The 16,935-nt window shown below is 59.4% G+C and carries 11 protein-coding genes and 1 pseudogene; 4 read left to right on the forward strand and 8 right to left on the reverse strand.

The annotated features are described in order from the left end of the window. Positions 1 to 399 precede the first annotated feature (399 nt). A complete protein-coding gene (locus BUB29_RS07460; RefSeq protein ID WP_033522365.1) occupies positions 400 to 1,155 on the forward strand; it encodes a Sir2 family NAD-dependent protein deacetylase in 756 nt (251 codons plus the stop codon). A 100-nt stretch (positions 1,156 to 1,255) separates the two neighbouring features. On the opposite strand, the gene ilvA is transcribed toward BUB29_RS07460, so the two are convergent. The 6 genes and pseudogenes from ilvA to BUB29_RS07490 form a co-directional block, all read right to left on the reverse strand. Beyond that, positions 1,256 to 2,521, reverse strand: a complete 1,266-nt coding sequence (ilvA, locus tag BUB29_RS07465) for a threonine ammonia-lyase (protein ID WP_033522367.1) — start codon at positions 2,519 to 2,521, stop codon at positions 1,256 to 1,258. Positions 2,522 to 2,708: 187 nt separating this feature from the next. Then, positions 2,709 to 4,529, reverse strand: a complete 1,821-nt coding sequence (locus BUB29_RS07470; RefSeq protein ID WP_033522370.1) for an alpha-glucosidase — start codon at positions 4,527 to 4,529, stop codon at positions 2,709 to 2,711. 227 nt (positions 4,530 to 4,756) lie between these two features. Next, positions 4,757 to 5,629, reverse strand: a complete 873-nt coding sequence (locus BUB29_RS07475) for a carbohydrate ABC transporter permease (RefSeq protein WP_033522372.1) — start codon at positions 5,627 to 5,629, stop codon at positions 4,757 to 4,759. Positions 5,630 to 5,647: 18 nt separating this feature from the next. Continuing rightward, positions 5,648 to 6,562: a carbohydrate ABC transporter permease gene (locus tag BUB29_RS07480; protein ID WP_033522374.1), complete on the reverse strand. Its 915-nt coding sequence runs from the start codon at positions 6,560 to 6,562 to the stop codon at positions 5,648 to 5,650. Positions 6,563 to 6,576: 14 nt separating this feature from the next. Beyond that, a complete protein-coding gene (locus tag BUB29_RS07485) occupies positions 6,577 to 7,869 on the reverse strand; it encodes an ABC transporter substrate-binding protein (RefSeq protein WP_033522376.1) in 1,293 nt (430 codons plus the stop codon). 217 nt (positions 7,870 to 8,086) lie between these two features. Then, positions 8,087 to 9,458: pseudogene (locus BUB29_RS07490) on the reverse strand (sugar porter family MFS transporter); the annotation flags it as partial. Positions 9,459 to 9,896: 438 nt separating this feature from the next. Here BUB29_RS07490 and BUB29_RS07495 point away from each other — a divergent pair. Continuing rightward, positions 9,897 to 11,111 (forward strand): ROK family transcriptional regulator, encoded by a 1,215-nt coding sequence (locus BUB29_RS07495; RefSeq protein WP_033522380.1) that lies wholly within the window; start codon positions 9,897 to 9,899, stop codon positions 11,109 to 11,111. 138 nt (positions 11,112 to 11,249) lie between these two features. Here BUB29_RS07495 and BUB29_RS07500 read toward each other — a convergent pair whose 3' ends face one another. Beyond that, positions 11,250 to 13,541 (reverse strand): alpha-galactosidase, encoded by a 2,292-nt coding sequence (locus tag BUB29_RS07500; RefSeq protein ID WP_033522382.1) that lies wholly within the window; start codon positions 13,539 to 13,541, stop codon positions 11,250 to 11,252. A 302-nt stretch (positions 13,542 to 13,843) separates the two neighbouring features. Between BUB29_RS07500 and BUB29_RS07505 the strand changes: the two genes are divergently transcribed. Together BUB29_RS07505 and BUB29_RS07510 are read left to right on the forward strand one after the other, a co-directional pair. Continuing rightward, positions 13,844 to 15,304 carry an ATP-binding protein gene (locus BUB29_RS07505; protein WP_033522384.1) on the forward strand — a complete coding sequence of 487 codons (1,461 nt, stop codon included), beginning with the start codon at positions 13,844 to 13,846 and terminating at the stop codon, positions 15,302 to 15,304. A 250-nt stretch (positions 15,305 to 15,554) separates the two neighbouring features. Then, positions 15,555 to 16,418: a sulfite exporter TauE/SafE family protein gene (locus tag BUB29_RS07510; RefSeq protein WP_033522386.1), complete on the forward strand. Its 864-nt coding sequence runs from the start codon at positions 15,555 to 15,557 to the stop codon at positions 16,416 to 16,418. Positions 16,419 to 16,486: 68 nt separating this feature from the next. Here the strand turns inward: BUB29_RS07510 and BUB29_RS07515 are convergent, their stop codons facing one another. Beyond that, positions 16,487 to 16,930, reverse strand: a complete 444-nt coding sequence (locus BUB29_RS07515; RefSeq protein ID WP_033522388.1) for a nucleoside deaminase — start codon at positions 16,928 to 16,930, stop codon at positions 16,487 to 16,489. Positions 16,931 to 16,935 lie beyond the last annotated feature (5 nt).

Here is a 16,935-nt window from a genome sequence, read left to right on the forward strand (position 1 = left end):
ACACGCCGAAAGCGCGCGGGCCGTGGACGGACTGGCAATCATTTGACTATAAAGAAGTAGTACAAAACACGCTCTTGAGTTCTCAAACCACCACCGCACCGACCCGGAACCATCCACCCTCAAGGAGGGGAACCGTGCCGCGCCGAGCAGCAAGAGAAAAACCTACACCAAAACCCGAACCCACGCAAACCCACCCCCACACGAACACCCCAAAACCCCTGCAAACAAACACATCCACCGGCGTGTCGAAAACAAGCCCGAAACCCCGGGAACCGGGACGAAACACACGGACAGCACCACGAACAAACGGAAAACAAACCCGAAAAACACGGCGTGTCACACGGCCACCTTTCGTAATCGCACACATCACACACATCAATGAGGCGTAGGGTGAGAGCCATGACGAAGAAAATCGCAGTATTAACAGGCGCTGGCATCTCCACCTCAGCCGGCATTCCGGATTTCCGCGGCCCGGACGGCGTCTGGACCAAACACCCCGAACAAATGAACGTCTATGACATCGACGCCTTCATGGCCAATGAGGAAGATCGCGAATATTCCTGGCGTTGGCAGAAAGAGTCGCCGGTATGGAACGCGCAACCCGGCACGGCCCATAAGGCGCTGGTCAAGCTCGAACAGGCAGGCATGCTGACATTGCTGGCCACGCAGAACTTCGACGCACTGCATGAGAAAGCCGGCAACAGCCCCAGCATCATCGTGAATCTGCACGGCACCATCGGCACCTCGCATTGCATGAAATGCCATCAGAAATACGACACGAGCGACATCATGGACCGGCTGGACGAGGAACCGGATCCGCATTGCCACCGCAAACTGCCGTACAGCGGCGATATGCCATGCAACGGTCTGATCAAAACCGACGTGGTGTATTTCGGTGAAGCGCTGCCGGATGGCGCGATGGAGAAGTCGTACCGTCTGGCCACGCAGGCGGACGAACTGTGGGTCATCGGGTCGACGCTGGAAGTGATGCCGGCGGCGAGCATCGTGCCGGTCGCGGCACAAGCCGGCGTGCCGATCACCATCATGAATATGGGACGCACACAATACGACCGTCTGGCAACAAGGCTGATCCACGACGACATCGCCGTCGCATTGCCCGAGCTGGTGGACGAGACCATCGCCGCGAACGCCTGAACCGTCGTCTCGGGGATACGACACAACGCATAACCTATGGCAAGGGCCACGATTCGCGAATACGAATCGTGGCCCTTGTTGATGCTTCGGAAATCGGCAATCAGTAAATGCGCTTGGGCTGGAAACCTTCAGCCTTCAGCGCGGCAAGAATGCGCTCGATATGATCTGGACCATTGGTCTCCACGGTCACGCCAAGCGACACCGCGTTGGTGTAGTGGCCGGAAGCCTTGAACTGGTCGTGATCCAGCGCGATGACATTGGCGCGTTCGCGTGCGAGCAGCGAAGCGACCTTCACCAGCTGGCCCGGAGTATCCGGCAGTTCGACCTCGAAATTCATGATGCGACCGCGGGCGATCATACCCTTCTGGATCACGGCACCGATGGTGACGGTGTCGATATTGCCGCCGGACATGATCGGAACCACCACATGCGGGCCGGGCGCGGAAGCGAACTTGTGGGAGCGCAGATTGAGATGCTCCAAAGCGGCCAGGGATACGGCGCCCGCGGCTTCGACCACGAGCTTGTGCTTTTCGAGCATCAGCAGGATCATCTCGTTGATGTCGCGTTCGCTGACGGTCACCAGATCGTCGAGGAATTCGTTGAGCAGGGCGAAGGTGAGATCGCCGGGATGCTTGACGGCGACGCCTTCGGCCGACGTGACCACCTGATCGGCGGGAACGACATGGCCGGCCGCGAACGAGTTCTTGAATGCGGGGGAGCCCTCCGGAATGGCGCCGATCACGCGCACTTCCGGCTTGAAGGTCTTGATGGCCAGAGCGACGCCGGCGCCAAGGCCACCGCCACCCAGCGGAACGACGACATCGGTGACGTTGGGGACATCCTCAAGGATTTCCAGACCGATGGTTCCCTGACCGCACAGCACCTCGTAATCGTCGAACGGCGGAACGTAGATCATGCCGTCTCTTTCGGCGAGTTCGGCCGCGTGTGCCGCGGATTCATCGAACACGTCGCCATACAGCACGACGTCGGCACCGTACGCCTTGGTGGCATCCACCTTCAGCGGGGGAGTGATGGTCGGCATGCAAATCGTGGCCTTCGCACCGCGTTCACGGGCCGCGTACGCCACGCCCTGCGCGTGATTGCCCGCAGATGCGGTGACGATGCCGTGGGAAAGCTCCTCTTCGCTCAGAGAGGCGATCTTGTTGTATGCGCCACGAATCTTGAACGAGCCGGTAACCTGCAGGTTCTCAGGCTTCAGAAGAATCTCATGCCCCGTCATTTCACTCAGTACGGGGGAGGGGATGATTGTGGTATGGCGTGCGGTGCCTTCCAAACGCTTCGCTGCGAGTTTCAGCTCGGCTGCATGGTCACGCTGCAGCGCTTTCAGTACGTCCTTTTGTTCCATAACCGGCATTGTAGGAGTCGCTCCTGTCATTGGGCAAACCGCTTCTCACCCGACGAAGGAAACGAAACGCCCGGAACGAGGGGGATACGATGGGACGTATTCCCTCATTCCGGGCGCATACAGGCTGGTACAGCCATTCCCGCAGGCAATCCTCAGGGAGAGCTCCTGCGGGCCCGTCACAACGACGTCACAGCTCGACGACGACGCCTTCCCACGCACTCAGCTCGCCGTTCGCCAGAGAGACGACCGCATGGCTCGCGCCACGGGTGGAAATGACGATCTGAGGCTCGGAGACGCCAGAAGCCACCAATGCGGCACTTTCGGCAGGCACAGCCACACGATCGCCCGACAGGTTGACCATGGTGAGCAACGTGGTGCCGTTCAGTTCACGAGTGAACGCGTACACATGCTCATCGCCGGCATCCACCGGCTTCCACGTACCCGCCGCAACAACAGGATTGTTGTGACGCAACGCGATCAGACGCTGATAGAAAGCGAACACGGACTCCGGATCGTCGACCTGACGGGCGGCGTTCACCTCGGTATGATTCGGATTCACGCTGACCCACGGCTCGGTGGGGGCATCCTCGGCGGTGAAACCGGCGAACGTAGAATCATCCCACTGCATGGGGGTTCGCGCGTTGTCACGGCCGATAAGCGCAAGAGCGTCCATCATGGATTCGGGGGACTGGACCTTGGCTTCCTCGACGCGCTGACGGTACGCATTCAGCGCCTCCAGGTCACGATACTGATCCAGCTTGGTGAAATGGGCGTTGGTCATGCCCAGTTCCTCACCCTGATACACGTACGGCGTGCCGCGATGCATGTGCAGCAGCAAGGCGAACGCCTTCGCCGAGGCTGCGCGGGATTCTTCCGTGGAGTCGTCGCCCCAACGGGACACGACACGAGGCTGATCATGGTTGCAGAAGAAGAGGCTGGCCCAGCCCACATTGGCCACGGCCTCCTGCTGTTCGGCCAGTTCACGGCGCAGGTTCGTCACCTTGAACGGCACGGTGTCCCACTTCGAACCGGACTGGTCGATGCCGACATGGTTGAACTGGAACATCATGTCCAGCTCGCCATTGGCCGGATCGGTGATGTGCTCGTTGCGTTCGGGCGTGACGCCGGGCGCCTCGCCCACATTCATGAAGCCTTCGCGGCCTTCGAAAACCTCACGACGCATTTCCGCAAGGAACTCGTCGACGCGCGGGCCGTCGGAACAGAAGGGGAACGGGCTCGAATAGCCTTCCGGACCGACCGGATCATCGGCGATCAGGCTGCCGTCCTCGCCGGGCAGCTTGCCATTGGCGTCCACGACCTTGGAGATCTGGGTGATCACATCCATGCGGAAACCGTCGATACCGCGATCCATCCACCAGTTCATCATCTTGTACACGGCCTTGCGCACCTCGGGATTCTCCCAGTTGAGGTCAGGCTGCTTCTTGGAATACTGGTGGAAGAAGTATTCGCCGCGCTTCGGATCGTATTCCCAAGCAGAGCCACCGAAATAGGAACCCCACTGGTTCGGTTCCGCACCCGGCGTGCCCGGCTCGTGGCCCGGCTTGGCGGGACGCCACCAATACCAGTCCGCATGCGGATCATCCTTGTCGCGGGACGCCTGGAACCAGGCATGCTCGTCGGAAGTGTGGTTGACGACCAGATCCATCACGACCTTGAGGCCACGCTTATGCGCTTCGGCAAGCAGCTCATCCATATCCTCAAGCGTGCCGAACAGCGGATCGATGCTCTGATAATCGGAAATATCATAACCGTTATCGTCCTGCGGGGACTTGTACACGGGGGACAGCCACAGCACGTCCACGCCAAGATCGGCAAGATAGTCAAGTCTGCTGGTGATACCCTTCAAATCGCCGATGCCGTCGCCATTGGTGTCCTGGAACGAACGCGGATAAATCTGATAGACCACGGCGTTCGACCACCACGGGTTGGGAGTGGCACCGTTGGTACGCACAGTATCCGGCAATTGCGGACAATTGAACGATGTCATCGTTAAGCTCCTTTGCTTGTCATTTTCATGTCTGTTGTTACCGTTCCCATCGTAGACAGGACCCCCACCATTAACCGTGTGACGTGGCCATCTCAGCGGCGAAAACGGTCGGCGGAATCCGACAAGTGGATTCCGCCGACCGAGGGTTGGGGGTGGGGTGCGAAACGGTTGATTCGCTCGGCTACCGCCTCGCTCAGGCGGAGCCTATGAACAGTCCACTGGACTGTTCACTTAACGGCTCCGCGCATGACCCCTCCGACGACCCATTTTTGGGCGAAGACGTAGACGATGAGGACCGGAGCCATGGCCATCAGGTAGGAGGCGAAGGCCATCGGATAGTTCGAGGTGAACTGGCTCTGGAACACGTACTGCGCCAACGGAATGGTCTGATTGCTCTGATCGGTCAGGGTGATCAACGGCAGCAGGAAGTCATTCCACGCCCACAGCGCGGTCAGGATGGCAATCGTGGCGTTGATGGGTCCCATCAGCGGGAAGATCACCGTCCAGAAGATGCGCCAGGTCGAAGCGCCATCAATACGTGCGGCCTCTTCCAGCGACACCGGTATCGAACGGATGAAACCGATGGCGATGAACAGGTTGGAACCGATGCCGAGAATCGTGTACAGGATGATCAGACCAAGCTGGTTGTCGAGATGCAGCGATCCCATCTCCTTGGCGATCGGCAGCATGATCACGGTGAACGGCACGAACATCATGGCGAGGAAGAAGTAATACAGGAAGCGGAAGAACCGCTTATCCATATTCCTTGCGACGGCGTAGGCCACGAAGGTGTTCGTCAGCAGGGTGAGCACCACGGCGCACACGGTGATGATGGCGGAGTTGAGCGCGGCCTTCGGATAGTTGACCTTGTTCCACGCATCGACGAAATTATGCCATTCCCACGTGGTGGGCAGGGTGAAGGTGCCCGCCTCGCCGGGGGTTTTCAGCGCGGTGACGACGGTGAAATACAACGGCACCAGCACGGTGAGGCTGAGCACCGCCACGGCCGCGGTAAGCCACCAGTTGATGTTGCGATCCTTGCGGTACTTGGTGGTGTTCGTGGAACCCTTGGTTGCAATCGAAGCATTTGCGGAAGTCATGATAATCGCCTCTTCCTTTCAGACCTTTTCCTTGCCGCTGAAGAACTTCAGCTGCACGAACGCAAGAACCGCCAGCACGATGAAGAACGTGACCGCATTCGCCATCTGGTAGGAGTACTCGCCGTTGCCCAGACCGTTCTGGAAAATCAGGTAGGACACGGTTTCGGTCTTGGAATCCGGGCCACCCTTGGTCAATGCCATGACCTGATCGAACGCACCGAGGGAGTTCTTCAGGCTGAGCACCATGTTGATCGTCACGAAGGGTCCGATCAGCGGGAAGGTGATCTGCCAGAAGTTCTGCCAGGGGCTCACGCCGTCGATGGCCGCGGCCTCGTAGATCTCGTTATCGATGGTCTGCAGGCCGGCCAGATACAGCAGCGTGGAGTACGCCACGCCCTGCCAGATGGACAGGAACACAATCGGGAACCAGGCGAGATTCGGATCGGAGATCATCGACGTGGACAGCCAGTCGATATGCAACGCCTGACCGAGCGCGGGCAACGGCGTCATGAAGATGTACTTGAACACATAGCCGATGACCAGCACGGACAGGGTGTACGGGATGAAGAAGATCGCGCGGAACCCGTTCTTGAAGGCGATCTTGGAGTTCAGCAGCACCGCGAGGAACATGCCGATGAGGTTCGTGCCGAGCGTGATCAGGATCGCGATGAAGATGGTGAACACGTAGGCATGCCCCACGCGTGCATCCTGGAACATGGCGATGTAGTTCTTGAAGCCGATGAACTTGAAATCACCATAGCCTTGGGAATTGGTGAACGAGTATGCGGCACCCTGAAGGAACGGCCAGTACAGGAACGCCGCCACCAGAATCGCCGCGGGAACCGTCATCCAATAGAAGGCCGGATCCACCTTGCGCTTTGAGAACTTGGACACTTTCTTCGGCTTCGCTGCCGATGTCGCTTTGCCAGTCATATCATTCCCTCCCCTCATCTGAAGTTCCTGGCTTCGATCTTGTCGTATTCGCTCTGCATGCTGTTCAGGAACTTGGTCTTATTGCCCGTCTGGATCAGCGTCTGCAGGAATCCGGCGATGTTGATGCTGGCCGGAACGTAATGGTCGCAGAAATCGGTGAGCTTGCCCGCCTTGTAGAACGACAGCACGCCGTTGAGCGCCTCGTCGCCGACATACGTGTTCTTATACGGGGAGAATGCTGACTGCTGCTTGGAGTAATCCTTGACGTTCTCATCGCTCATCAGGAAGTCGACGAATTCACGCGCTTCCTTCTCGTGCTTGGTGTGCGCACCCATGGTCAGCATCACGTCATCGCCAGCGGTGAGCTGCTGCTCCTTGGCGTTGTTCGTGGCCGGCATTTGCGCGAACCGCAGGTTGGCGTTCTTGTTGATGAGACGAATCTGCGGGATGGCGTAGGTGCCCAGCGGCAGAATGGCGGCCTTGCCCGCGGCGATGTCCTGGGTCGCCTGCTGATAGGTGACCGCGGGATTTTTCTGCGTGTAGTTCTGGTAGATTTCGACCAACTTGTCGCTGACCGGATCCCACAGGTCGCTGAACGTCTTCGTGCCATCCTTGAGATACGAGTATTCGCTTTCAGGAACCAGCGTGGAGTTCAGCGACGACAGCGGCGCCTGGATAGTCCACGGGTCGCCGGTGCTGGCCTCGATCGGCACGACGCCCTTGGCCTTGAACCGCTTGAGCAGCGAGATGAACTCATCCCAGGTCTTCGGCGGATTGTTCGGATCTTCACCGGCCGCCTTCCACACGTCGGCGTTGATGATGTAACCGCTCGCGTTGCCCGCGTAGGGAATCGTGTACAGCCGCTTCTTCGACTGATCGGTGGTCTGCACCAGGCTCTTGGCGATCTTCACCATGCCCGGATTAAGCTCATCCACGATCTTGTCGTCGGTGAAGTCATGGAATACGCCCGCTTCGGCCAGCATGCCGAAATTAATGTCACCGTTGATCGTGATGATGTCAGGTTCACGGCTTTTCACCAGACGGGTCCGCAGATCGGTGGTCGCATCGGATGAATTGTTGACATTGATCTTGATGTTGGGATGTGTTTTCTCGAATTCACGGGCCTTTGCCGTGAACCAATCAGCGGCTTCGGCTTTGTACTGGAAGAAATCCAACGTCACCGTGCCCGCATTGGATGTGCCGCAACCGGCCATCCCCAATCCCATCGCCGTCACGCAGACGGCCGTCGCCGTGCGACGAATCACACGACGCCAATTTCCATGGTTTATACGAGATTTCACTCTCATAATCAACCCTTTCCCTTCCTTGGGTACGGCCTCTCTGCCGCAACCGATGGTTTCAGATTAACCGAGTTCATTTTTTATTCCCAGTCTTTGTTTGTCGGCTCGTGTCGCAACAAAATAACGACGTTTTTCTTATTCCGAGAAAGAAAATGGTGCCCGCCGACGCGCACACCGTCGACGGGCACCCGCAGGCCAGCGGGTCGAAAACCTACAAAACCGACTACCGCTTGACCATGGACCGTTCGATTTCCTCCAAGGACTTGCCCTTGGTCTCCGGCACGAAATATGCCACGAACGGGATGGACAGGACCGCGAACACCGCGAACACCGCGAACGGACCGCCTACGTTGTTATGGAACATCGACAGCAGCGCCAGGAAGAACTGGGAAACGATGAAGTTGCCCAGCCAGTTGGCCGCGGAACCGAAGGACGTGCCGATGCCGCGCACGGACAGCGGGAAGATCTCGCCGATCATGACCCAGGCGATCGGTCTCCAGGATGTGGCGAAACCGAGGATATAGACGCCGATCAGCACCATGGTGGGCACGGCGAGCTTCGAGACATCGCCCATGTAGTTCAGCGCGGTCATCGCGGCCAACGATACGGCCATCACCACCGAGCCGAACGTCAGAAGCTTCTTGCGCGGGAACTTGTCCATGATGAGCGTGGCGACGATGGTCGCGCCGAAATTCACGACGCCGATGCCCACGGACACCCAGATGGCATTGCTTTCGGGGAAGTGGAAGCCCTTGATGAACACCTGCGGCAGGAAGTAGATCACCGAATTGATACCAACCAGCTGCTGAAAAAGCATCAGACCGACCGCGGCGATCAGCGCCGGACGCGCGATGCGGAACAATTCGCCCACACCACCCTTGGAACCATGCGAAGCGACTTCCTTGATCTCGTCGAGCTCGAGCTTCACCTGCGCCTGATCGACATCCTTGCGGATCAGCGTGAGCACCTTAAGCGCGTTGCGATCATCACCCTTGCTGATCAGGTAACGCGGGGATTCGGGAAGCAACAGACCGCCGATCAACAGCAGCGCCGAAGGAATCAGCGCCGAGCCGAGCATCCATCGCCAATCGCGGATGCCGGCGATGTTATGACCGAGGAAACCGAGGTTGGACGCGTAGGCCAGCAGGATACCGAAGGTGATCATGAGCTGGAACAATGTGGACAGTGATCCTCGACGTTCCTTCGGCGCGAGTTCCGCAAGATACGCCGGGGTCAGCGCGGACGCGGCACCGACCGCCAGGCCGAGGATGATGCGGGCGATAACCATCATCGTGAAGCCCGTGGCGGCCGCGCACAGGCCGGATCCCAGCAGGAACAGGATCGCGGAGACGATGAGCAGCTTCTTACGTCCAAACCGGTCGGAAAGCGAACCGATCGACAACGCGCCGATGCAGGAGCCGCTGAGCACCGATGATGTGATGAAGCCCGTTTGGGCGACGTTCAGCCGGAATTCCTCCTCGACCAGCGGGAGACACATCGGAGATGATGCCGGTGTCGAAACCGAACAGCATACCTCCCAATGCGCCGAACACGAAAACGAAGGCGTTGTTCAACGGGGAACGTGCGGGGTGCCCCCACCGACGTCATTCCCGCCGACATCACGCGATGGCCGTCGCGCCGCCGTAGTGGCCCTTGCCGATGAAGAGCCGCTTTTCGTAGCCATATCCAATCCTTTCTCTCATGGCGTCTTTGCCGAAATATGAAAAAGACCCGGGCCGGCGCGACAAACGACGACCCAGATCTTGCCTATAGAGTTGCAACCCTGTTGTGTTCAACATTATACAAGGTTTGCCTAAAAAACGATTCTCGAACGCAACGGGGGATGGTACGGGGGTGCGCGATGCGAGGACCCGTCAGAGCGCGACGCCAGTAGGGTTCCGACGATGCGGCGCGGCCAAACGGGAGCCTCCGAAACCCGGTTTCGAGCATGCCGGCGCATCCCGTCAACTCTGATTGTCAACTCTGATGCCAATAATTAGTTACCCGAGGATAGAAATAGGAAAGAGTAGTCTATGGCGACACATCCCATCCCTCAATGGTTCGAGGGATCCGAATACACGCATCAGGTGGCGGCCTGCATCACGAAGTACGGGCCGATATCACGCATCGCGATATCGCAGGCCCTCGGCCTGTCCCAAGGCGCGGTATCGCGCATCACCAGCGACCTCATCCATGCAGGTGTGATCATCGAAGCGGATCCGAACGACGCAACACCCAAACGCCTTGGAACTAAACGCCTCGGAACACCCGCCGGCAAAACCGCCACGGAACGACGTGGCAGACCACAGACCGGACTCAAACTGAACGCCAGAGCGAAAACCTTCATAGGCATCAAAATCAACAGCACCTTGGCCACTGCCGTCGTCACCGACGCGGAAAACCACATCGTCACCGGATGCCACGAGCAACCGATCGAAGACACCTCGCCGGAATCGGTGGTCAGCGTACTCACCGAACTGATCCGAGACTGTTCGCTCGAAGCCGTGACGAACGGACTGCCCAACCCATGCGCCGTCGGCATTTCCATCGGCGGGCACGTGGAACACGACACCACGGTCACGTTCGCGCCGTTCCTCATGTGGGAGAACGACGTGGACCTCTCGCATATGGTCGAAATCGCCACCGGACTGCCCACCGGCATCTACAACGACATCGATTCGCTACTGGTGGATGCGTGCTGGTTCGGCCCCGGCGTGGGTCTGGACAGCTTCGCCGCACTGACCATAGGCGCAGGCGTGGGTTATTCGCTGGCGACGCACGGCAGGCTCGTCGAATGCGCGGATAAAAGCTATGGTCTGGTGGGACACATCCCACTGGATCCGAACGGGCCCGTCTGCGCATCCGGTCACCGGGGATGCTCGCAATGCCTGACCAACGACTCCATCGCGGACGAATACTCCCAGATGATCGGTCGTGCGGTCTCGTTCGACGATTTCGAACGGGACGCATACGACGGCGTACCGCAGGCGACGAAACTCGTGGATCGCACCTGCTTCAGGTTGGGGACGCTCATCGCGGTCATCTCCAACATCGCGATGCCCGCGAAGATCATGATCGCGGGGGAGTCGGCGTTCATCGCGCAACGTGGCATCAGCGCACTACGCGACGGCATCAAGATGTACCGGCACAACCAGGCCTCGCCGGTGCGATTCGAGATCCTCGACCACGATTGGTCGCTGTGGGCGAAAGCGGCGGCGGCACGTGCGATCGTGAACCATATCGGATAACGATTCGAGGCATTGCAACAACTGCAACAACGAAGCGGGCGTGCGCACGATGGATGTGCACACGCCCGCTATTCACCGATGCCGGTCAGTCCCGCATCAGGCACCACCGGCCGAACGATGCGGACCACGTGACGCGAGTCAGATCGCGACCACCTTGAACAGGACGGCCTGAGCCGGATGCAATGCCGGCGGGCGGATGCCGTACGTGGCAAGCGCACGACCGGTCATCTTCACGCCTTCGGCGGTCCACCAACCCAACGGGCTCTGACCGTTGCCGATATCCTGGCCAGCCAGGTCGAGGCTCACATCAAGCGGCGACACCTCATACACCTTGTCCGGATCAAGGCCGGGCAGACGTACCGGGGACACGGGATAGGTCTGCGAGGTGGTCAGCTGAGTGAAACGGTAGATGGCGGCGGCCTTGTCGGGCATGACGCAACCGTCCACACGTACCGAGGGATCCGCGGCGTCGGAATGCACCACCGTGTCGACGGCGAACCATTCGCGATGCTTCTTGAACTCGGTCACCCACTCGTGCAGCTTGTCGATATCCTCCTGCGGCTGCTTCAGCAGATTCCATTCGATGCCCATATGGCCGAAGAACGTCATGGCCATGCGCATCTCCTGCGAAGTGGCGCGATGGGTGGAATGCGCCGGGCTGTCGCCGACATGCTCGCCCATCATCTCGGGCGGGACCAGCAGCGACGTGTACCGCTGGATGTCGGCACGTTCGACCGGATCGACGCAATCGGACACCCACACGCGATCGGCAAGCTCAAGAATGCCTACGTCGATACGGCCGCCGCCGGAGGAGCAGCTTTCGATTTCCAGACCGGGATGCGCGGCCTTGAGATCATGGAAGATCCGGTACACGGCAAGGGTCTGCGCGTGCGCCGCGGGACGACCGGTAAGAGGGGAGACCTCTTCGGTGACGAGCTTGTTGTGATCCCACTTGATGTAGTCGATGCCGAGATCGCCGACAAGCTTGTCCATGGCGCCGTAGACGTATTCGAAGGCATCCGGATTGGCCAGGTCCACGACCTGCTGGGTGCGTCCCTGCATCGGCAAGCGGTTCGCGGTGGGCTTCATGACCCAATCGGGATGCTTGCGGAACATGTCGGAATCAGGATTGACCATTTCAGGTTCGAACCACAGACCGAATTCCATACCCTTGCCGTGCACGTACTCGGCAAGCGCCTTGAGCGACTTCGGGCCGTCGGGCCACACTTCCTGGGAGACCTCCCAATCGCCCAGACCGGAGGTGTCGTCGCGGCGGGAACCGAACCAGCCGTCATCCACCACGAAACGCTCCACACCGCTTTCCGCGGCCTTGTCCGCAAGCGCGGTGAGGGTGTCGTAGTCATGGTTGAAGTAGACGGCCTCCCACGTGTTCAGGATCACCGGACGCGGCTTCGCGGCGATGTTATGCTCCGCACGCCAATCGCGATGCGCGTTGCGGATATAGGCGTGGAATCGGGATGCGACCTCGTTGAGGCCTTCGCCATAGGAGCCATACAGCCACGGGGTGGTGTAGCCTTCGCCCTTGCCGAGGCAGATTTCGCCGCCGAACAGCACTTCGCCGCCGCCGAGCACGCCTGCGGTGTAGGGCAGTCGTTCCGCGGAGAGCACGCTGTTGCCGCTCCAGCCGACATGTGCGGAGTAGACATCGCCACGGGTGAAACCGAATCCGGTCTCGCCGACGGACAGCAGCAGTGTGGCGTCGAAGTCCGGGCGGCCGGCCATGGCGACCTTCTCGAACCTGCCGACGGTGAGCGGCTGACGCTGCGGGGAACGTTCATGCAGATGATGGCCGGTGGTGGTGAGGATTTCCGTGGCATCGGCGGGGATGGTGTAGGCGAGTTCCACCTTGCCTACCTCAAGCCGCCCCTCGGCGAGGTTGACGACCTTGGCGCGCTGTCTGATCAGACCGCTGACATCCAGCTCGCAGGTCCAGACGATGCCGACGCCCTGTTCGGCGTCCTCGGCCGTGACCACGACGGTGGGCGTCGTCTTGGTGCCGTTGACGGACCACTGAGGATAGCCGTCCTTCACGCCCATCTCGTAGGCGTTGCCGGCCTGTACGTCCTCGACTTTGATATCGCTGACCACGAACTTGCAGAACAACGTTCTGCCGTCGCGGCGCACGTCGAAGCGCTCGGCACCCAGCCAGGATTCCGACTGGGTCGGCAGCACGCTCGGATACGGGGTGTAGTCGAGGGCGCCGGACACGCGCTGCGGGCGCTGGGCGTCATACATGCCCAGCACGGTTTCGGGTGCGCTGAGCGGACGACCCCAATGGACGAAGCGCGGCAGATCATTCGCCGGGAAGACGAGCGCGAACGCCACATCAGCGCCCGGCTGTTCGGCGTATACGCCGGTGAGTGCGGTGCCATCGGCGGCATTACCTTGGAATTTGCGAATGTGCGACATTGCATCACCCTTCTTTTGGAACGACGGGATTTCGTGTCACCAATCCTACGCCGGAATGCTTTCCTTGCCATCTTTCCGCGTGTTTCTTGTTTTGGGAAAGTAATTCACTTGCCGTCTTTGCCGTTTATTTGACGAGTAACCAGATTCCGCGCGCGCAAAACGTAGGAATCGTTGGAATTCCAACGATTTTTTATTTGACGGTTATTTGACGCGTATTTGACGCGTATTTGACGATTCAGCTCGTTCCGCGCGTACACTGGAGGCATTATCATCGATGAATCCATCACAGCGGAAGGATCGCCATGCCCGAAGACCTGCTTCAACTGGTGAACCAGCTCGTCGCTCGCGCCACGGAATCACAAACCGTGGAGTTCAAGGAATCGAATGATGACGCTTTCATGATCGGCAAGGACATCTCCGCGTTGTCCAACGCCGCCGCCATGGAAGGTCAGGATTATGCATACATGTTGTGGGGCGTGGATGATGCCACGCATGACATCATCGGCACGACGTTCAATCCATTGGCCGCCAAGCATAAGGGCCAGGAGTTGGAACTATGGCTGAGGCTCAAACTTTCCCAAAACGCGGAATTCCGTTTCATCCCCATCGATATGCACGGCAAGCACGTGGTTATCCTGCGCATCTGGCCCGCATCCGGCTATCCCGTATCCTTCGACGGTGACGAATACATCCGTTCCGGCACATCGACGCAACGGCTGGAGAAGAATTCCCAACGCGAACGCCGGCTGTGGGAAGTAACCAAATCCGAATCCTTCGAGGAACAGATCGCCATGCAGTGGCTCACCATCGACGAAACGCTGTCCCTGCTCGATTGGCCAGCCTATTTCGCCCAGACCGGCACACCTCAGCCATCCGACCCGAACGCCATCGTGCATTATCTCGAGCTGGAAGGCCTCGTCAAGACATTGGACAGCGGCCAGTATGCCATCACCAATCTGGGAGCCCTACTGTTCGCTAGGAACATGCAGCAGTTCCCCACCATCCAACGCAAGGCGCTACGTGTCATCAAATACGAGGGGACGCGCAAATCCTCACCGTCCCGCACGCAGACATACCAGCGCGGCTATGCCGACATGGATGCCATCGTCGATTTTCTGCAGCCTTGGCTGCCGGAAACCGAAACCATCGGACGTGCACTGCGCGTCACACATCTGGCATACCCGCAGATAGCGGTACGCGAACTGCTGGCGAATATGCTCATCCACCAGGATTTGACCGCACGTGGCAGCGGACCACTCATCGAGGTCTTCGACAACCGCATCGAATTCTCCAACCCCGGAAATTCACTGATTCGCCTCGAACGACTCGTGAACGATCCACCCGAAGCCAGGAATCCCAAACTGGCCGACGTTTCTCGCAGACTGCATATGTGCGAGGAAGCGGGATCGGGCTGGGATAAAATCATCGACGCCTGCGAATCCGCGCATCTGCCATCACCTGTTATTCAGGAATCCAAGGCAACGGAAAGCCCCAGCATGATGGTCAGGCTTTCCCAATACTGCCCTTACGCCGAGCTCAGCCCCAGCGAACGGAAGGATGCGTGCTACTGGCATGCCTGCATCCAGTTCGCGGACGGTATGAATCTCACCAATGCCTCGCTGCGCGAACGCTTCGGTCTGAGTGAGTCGTATTCCTCGCAGATCTCCCGCTTGATCCGCGACTGCGTTGCCGCCAACCTCATCAAGGCCGTGGATCCGGATGCGCCACGCAAGAAAATGGCGTACATTCCCGCCTGGGTGTAATCCGATCCCTTGTTACCTTCCCTTATCTACCGGCCGCGCGTATACGCCGTTTATTTGACGAGTAACCCGATTCCGCGCGCGCAAAACGTAGGAATCGTTGGAATTCCAACGATTTTTTATTTGACGGTTCAGCAATGCGGCACGACGACCGCATTGCGCAGCGAGGCGGATGTAGCATAAGCGACAAAGACGGGACGCATCGCGACAAAGCGTTCGCGCACATCCCAGGAAGAAGGATCGAGAGACATCAATGACCGATCGTGACCAAAGAGCGATTCATGGCAGCGCACGCAAACAACTGACGATCATGGTGATCGTCGGACTGGTATCCGGACTGTTCTCCGGCATGTTCGGCATCGGCGGCGGCACCGTCATCGTCCCCGCACTGGTGTGGATCGGCCTGTCGCAGCGGCAGGCCGCGGCGACGTCCATTTGCGCGATCATCATCACGTCGGTTTCGGGGGTGATCTCCTACGCGCAGGGAGGCGACGTCGATTGGGCGGCGGCGCTGCTCATGGCGATCGGCATGATGTGCGGATCGCAGATCGGCAGCTGGCTGCTGTCCCGGCTTTCCGAACTGTTCCTGCGCTGGTTCTATGCGGTGTTCCTGATATTCGTGATCGCTTCGCAGATATGGTTCACACCATCACGTGATTCGACGATCCACCTGACTGCGATCACCGGATGCGCGATCGTGCTGGCCGGCGTCTTCATCGGCACATTGGCCGGATTGCTCGGCATCGGCGGCGGCTCCATCGCGGTCCCCGCGCTGTCACTGATCTTCGGCGCATCCGACCTCATCGCCCGAGGCACGTCGCTGCTCGCTATGTTCCCCAGTTCGATCACCGCCACGGTGGCGAATCGGAAACGCCATCTGGTCATCGTCAAGGACGGCCTGATCATCGGTATCGTCTCCGCGATATCCGCGCCATTGGGCACCCTGATCGCCAGTACGATCAGCCCGCGCATGGGAACGAACCTGTTCATCGTCTATCTGACGGTCATCGGCATCCGGTGCCTCTGGACCGCGCTGAATATCACGCCTGCCGCCGCCGAGCTGGTTGCACGCATCAACCGCATCACACATACGGTGCGCGGCAACCACGGCAAGTGATCCGATAAGGCAACCGGTCGAAAGCCGATCACACAACAGGCAGATCACACAACAGACAGAGCCGGAGCCTATCGCCTCTTCGAGAAGAACTCGTGCAGCACCTCGGCGCATTGCTCCTCGAGTACGCCGCCATACACCTCCGGCATATGGCCGATATGTGGGTCGCGGGGAATGTCCCACACCGAACCACATGCGCCGAGCTTGGCATCCCAAGCTCCGAACACGATACGTCCGATATGCGTCTGTATGCAGGCTCCGGCGCACATCGGACACGGTTCCAGCGTGACCACCAGCGTGCAGTCGGCGAGATTCCAGCCATGGGCCGCGGCCTCACGCATGGCGGCGATCTCCGCATGGGCCAACGGATCGCCATCGACCTCGCGCGTATTCCATCCTTCGCCTGCGATATGGCCACGGGAATCAAGCACCACGGCCCCCACCGGCACATCCCCATGCCCCGCCGCATACAAGGCCAATTCCAATGCGCGGCGCATCGCCTCATCATCGTTCATGCCTG

Source organism: Bifidobacterium merycicum DSM 6492, assembly GCF_900129045.1.
GTDB classification, from domain to species: domain Bacteria; phylum Actinomycetota; class Actinomycetes; order Actinomycetales; family Bifidobacteriaceae; genus Bifidobacterium; species Bifidobacterium merycicum.

What these genes read in the sequence shown, in the direction of transcription:
- BUB29_RS07460 (WP_033522365.1), top strand. Translation starts at nt 400, where the DNA reads ATGACGAAGAAAATCGCAGTATTAACAGGCGCTGGCATCTCCACCTCA.
- ilvA (WP_033522367.1), bottom strand. Translation starts at nt 2,521, where the DNA reads ATGGAACAAAAGGACGTACTGAAAGCGCTGCAGCGTGACCATGCAGCC.
- BUB29_RS07470 (WP_033522370.1), bottom strand. Translation starts at nt 4,529, where the DNA reads ATGACATCGTTCAATTGTCCGCAATTGCCGGATACTGTGCGTACCAAC.
- BUB29_RS07475 (WP_033522372.1), bottom strand. Translation starts at nt 5,629, where the DNA reads ATGACTTCCGCAAATGCTTCGATTGCAACCAAGGGTTCCACGAACACC.
- BUB29_RS07480 (WP_033522374.1), bottom strand. Translation starts at nt 6,562, where the DNA reads ATGACTGGCAAAGCGACATCGGCAGCGAAGCCGAAGAAAGTGTCCAAG.
- BUB29_RS07485 (WP_033522376.1), bottom strand. Translation starts at nt 7,869, where the DNA reads ATGAGAGTGAAATCTCGTATAAACCATGGAAATTGGCGTCGTGTGATT.
- BUB29_RS07495 (WP_033522380.1), top strand. Translation starts at nt 9,897, where the DNA reads ATGGCGACACATCCCATCCCTCAATGGTTCGAGGGATCCGAATACACG.
- BUB29_RS07500 (WP_033522382.1), bottom strand. Translation starts at nt 13,541, where the DNA reads ATGTCGCACATTCGCAAATTCCAAGGTAATGCCGCCGATGGCACCGCA.
- BUB29_RS07505 (WP_033522384.1), top strand. Translation starts at nt 13,844, where the DNA reads ATGCCCGAAGACCTGCTTCAACTGGTGAACCAGCTCGTCGCTCGCGCC.
- BUB29_RS07510 (WP_033522386.1), top strand. Translation starts at nt 15,555, where the DNA reads ATGACCGATCGTGACCAAAGAGCGATTCATGGCAGCGCACGCAAACAA.
- BUB29_RS07515 (WP_033522388.1), bottom strand. Translation starts at nt 16,930, where the DNA reads ATGAACGATGATGAGGCGATGCGCCGCGCATTGGAATTGGCCTTGTAT.